The sequence below is a fragment of the Nonomuraea cypriaca genome (assembly GCF_015645445.1).
GTDB lineage: Bacteria > Actinomycetota > Actinomycetes > Streptosporangiales > Streptosporangiaceae > Nonomuraea > Nonomuraea cypriaca.
The window spans coordinates 1-3,265 of the sequence record NZ_JADOGI010000446.1 but is presented as its reverse complement, the minus strand read 5'-3'; the positions used below and the strand labels follow the sequence as shown (position 1 = coordinate 3,265).

General features: G+C 66.1%; 4 protein-coding genes, 1 tRNA gene and 1 pseudogene. 4 read left to right on the top strand and 2 right to left on the bottom strand.

The genetic code is table 11. From position 1 onward, the window contains the following. Positions 1–119 precede the first annotated feature (119 nt). A pseudogene (locus ITP53_RS61655) lies at positions 120–404 on the top strand (recombinase family protein); the annotation flags it as partial. A 375-nt stretch (positions 405–779) separates the two neighbouring features. Here the strand turns inward: ITP53_RS61655 and ITP53_RS54595 are convergent. Further along, positions 780–1,061, bottom strand: coding sequence for a hypothetical protein (locus ITP53_RS54595; protein WP_195903353.1), 282 nt, complete (start codon positions 1,059–1,061; stop codon positions 780–782). Between the two features lie 152 nt (positions 1,062–1,213). Further along, positions 1,214–1,285: transfer RNA gene (locus tag ITP53_RS54590), tRNA-Arg, on the bottom strand. A 116-nt stretch (positions 1,286–1,401) separates the two neighbouring features. Here ITP53_RS54590 and ITP53_RS54585 point away from each other — a divergent pair. The 3 genes from ITP53_RS54585 to ITP53_RS54575 form a co-directional block, all read left to right on the top strand. Further along, positions 1,402–1,788 carry a response regulator transcription factor gene (locus ITP53_RS54585; protein ID WP_195903352.1) on the top strand — a complete coding sequence of 129 codons (387 nt, stop codon included), beginning with the start codon at positions 1,402–1,404 and terminating at the stop codon, positions 1,786–1,788. 64 nt (positions 1,789–1,852) lie between these two features. Further along, positions 1,853–2,509, top strand: coding sequence for a tetratricopeptide repeat protein (locus tag ITP53_RS54580; RefSeq protein WP_195903351.1), 657 nt, complete (start codon positions 1,853–1,855; stop codon positions 2,507–2,509). 184 nt (positions 2,510–2,693) lie between these two features. Continuing rightward, positions 2,694–3,265, top strand: a 572-nt coding sequence (locus tag ITP53_RS54575; protein WP_195903350.1) for an AIM24 family protein, incomplete at its 3' end; no start/stop codon positions are given.

The following is a 3,265-nucleotide window of genomic DNA, read 5'->3' as shown; positions in this document are numbered from 1 at the left end:
CTCGCGCGACATCTCCTCCAGGCCGGACACCGGATGATCTCACCACGACCCGCACACCAGATCAAAGTGACGCAACGTGAGGACTGCAACCTACTCGTCACTCATCGCGCGCGGGATGAATGTTTACCTTGCGGGCTGTTCACCGGCTCGGCTACAAGGCCATCGCCGACCGGCTCAACCTCCACCCGGCCGATTATCCGCCGCCGATGCCGGTGGATCCACGCAGGGCGGTAGGGCGGTGGAGCGGATCTGCGGTGCGCGACATTTTGGCTAATCCGAAGTACACCGGCTACATGGTGTGGAATCGCCGGGCCACCAAGAAGGGTGGCAAGAACAACCCGCCCAGTGAGTGGGTATGGTCGCATCGCCCCACACATGAGCCGTTGGTGACCAAGGAGTTGTTTCAGGCGGTTACCCCGATTGGTCGAACGCGGCAGGGGTCGCGTAGCGCCCCGGGAGTGGGCGCCAATCCCCAGGCGCTGCGCAGCTACCGGTTGCGCTCGTATGTGTCCTGTGAGATCTGCGACCGACGGATGCACGGCAAGAGCCGTCACGCTGTGCCTTACTACGCCTGCGAACCGGACATGCGCCACCACAAGGACCGGCGCGATTGGTACTCGAGCCACCCTAAGAGTCTGTGGGTGCGTGAGGACGACCTGCTCGACGTCGTCTACGAGTTCTTCGCCGAACGTGTCTTCGGCCCGCACCGGATCGCCGCCCTGGGCTCCCAGCTGGCCCCGTCGGCTCCGTCGGATGAGACGAAGCTGGTCAAGGAAGAGCTACTCGACCTGGACCAGCGGCTTGACAACGTGCTCGCGCAGATCGAAGCCCAGGTCCCGACCGGGGACGACGAGATCGACCGGGCCTTCCGCGAACGGCTGCAACGCCGCTACGCCGACCTGGCCCGTACCCGAAGGGCCAAGAGCGAGCAGCTCAAGGCGCTGGCGCGGACCCAGGCGCCTGTCGAGGACCAGACGCTCCTGGACGAACTTCCCAACCTGGGCGCCAGTCTCGCCTCTGTCGGTGAGGATCTTCAGCGCAGGCTCTTCGAGGCTTTCCATCTGGAGTTGCGCTATCGCCAAGCGTCTCATGAGGTTCTGATCAAGATCACCATTAAGGAGGACAACGTGCCCGCCCTCACAGCCCTCACAAACGAAATCGCCGACCCTCCCGAAGGAGGATCGGCGATTCGAACAAGTTCCCTTGTTCTGGGTGCCCCCTGTAGGATTCGAACCTACGCACCCGGCTCCGGAGGCCGGTGCTCTATCCCCTGAGCTAAGGGGGCTCGATGCGTGATAAGGCTACCAGCATCGAGGTACCACTCGGCACCGGATAACGCTCACGCCACGCATCCTGTGAAAACCACCCGTGACCACCCCGCTACAGGTTAGCTTGGCGCCCGTGGGCGAGGTTCTTGGCAAAGTACTGGTTGTGGACGATGACGAGGTCATCCGTCAACTCATCGCGGTCAACCTGAACCTGGAGGGGTTCGAGGTCGAGACCGCCACCGATGGGCAGGACTGCCTCGAGCGGGTGCTCGACGTGATGCCCGATGTCATCACGCTCGACGTGATGATGCCGTTCCTGGACGGGTGGGCGACGGCGGAGAAGTTGCGTACGGACGAGGCGACCAGTCACATCAAGGTCGTGCTGATCACGGCGCGGGCGCAGGATGACGACCGGCGGCGGGGGGTGGGGATCGGCGTCGACGCCTATCTGACCAAGCCGTTCGATCCGGCGGAGCTCATTCAGGTGGTACGCGATCTGGCGGCGGGCGCTCGGCGTTGATCAAGCGCCCTGAGCGGCTGGTTCCGGGGTCTTGGGGACACTAGACTCGCGGCTCCGATTGGGGTTGCGGGGTGTCGATGGACGAGCGGATCGAACGGCTCAAGGGCTGTACGACCAGGCCGTTTTCGGCGGTGACGCCGACGGGCTGGATGCCGCAGAGCGGGAGCTGAACGCGGTCGAGGCCGATCTCGCGCTCGTTCGCGGGCGGGTGCTGCACGCGCGATTTCTCAGCGGGCTCGGCGGCGAAGGCGCGGACCCGGAGGAGTGGGTGCTGTTCGAGCGGGCCGCGGAGCTCTACCGGAGCCTCGGGGACGTGCGCGGCGAAGGTGAGGCGCTGTTCTGGGTGGGAGCCTTCCATCAGGTCGTCAGGAAGGACGAGAATGCCGCGGCGCCGCTCTTCGAACGCGCTCACGAGCACGCGAGCCAGGCCGGCGACAAGCTGACGCTCTCGTACGTGCTCCGCCCCCTCGGCATCGCCGAGCACCTGGCCGGGCGGCTGGCCGGGGCGCGGGAGCGGTTGGAGGAGTCCGTACGCCTCCGCCGAGAGATCGGTTTCCCGGCAGGCGTGGCGGCCAACCTGGTGGGCCTGGCCCACGTCGCCGTGGATGACGGGCGGCGTGATGACGCGGCGGCGCTGCTGGACGAGGCCGGTACGCTCGCCGAGACGGCCGGCGCCAAGGGCGTCACACGATGGGTCGAGGAAGTCCGCAAACGTCTGTAGGTCAGGTAGCGGGTCAGGTAGCGGGTAAACGTCTGTAGGTCACGAAGCGGGTAAACGCCTGTAGGTCAGGACGCGCGCCGATGTCCGTGGTTCGCGAAGCGCGCGCGGCTGTAGGTGCGGAAGCGCATACGGGGCTGTAGTTCCGTACGCTGGCGGCATCACCGTCTGCGAAAGGTCCCCCAACGTGCGTAGCTCGATCTTCGGCAACCTCGACGCCCAGAAGCTGCCCCCCGGTTTCGCGCTGGAGAACGGTAAGATGCTCCGCGTGCAGCTCCCTCACGAGGTGCTGGCCAAGCAGGGCTCGATGGTCGCCTTCCAGGGTCAGATGGACTTCGATTACGAGGGCTCCGGAGGCATCGGCAAGCTGTTCAAAAAGGCGATGACGGGCGAGGGCGCCTCGCTGATGCGCGTACGCGGTGACGGGTTGCTCTATCTCGCCGACAACGCCGACGACATCCACCTGTTCTTCCTGGAGAACGAGGGGCTGACCGTCAACGGGCGCAACCTGCTGGCCTTCCAGCCGCAGCTCACCTGGGACATCCAGCGCGTGCAGGGGGCCGGGGTGGCGGCTGGCGGGCTGTTCAACACCACGGTCACAGGGACGGGGTGGGTCGCGGTCACGACGCACGGCACGCCGGTGTTGCTCGATGCCGCCCGCATGCCGACGTACGCCGACGGGCAGTCCGCGGTCTGCTGGAGCACGGGGTTGCGGGTCGGGGTCAACCGGACGATGAAGGCGGGGGCGTTGATCGGGCG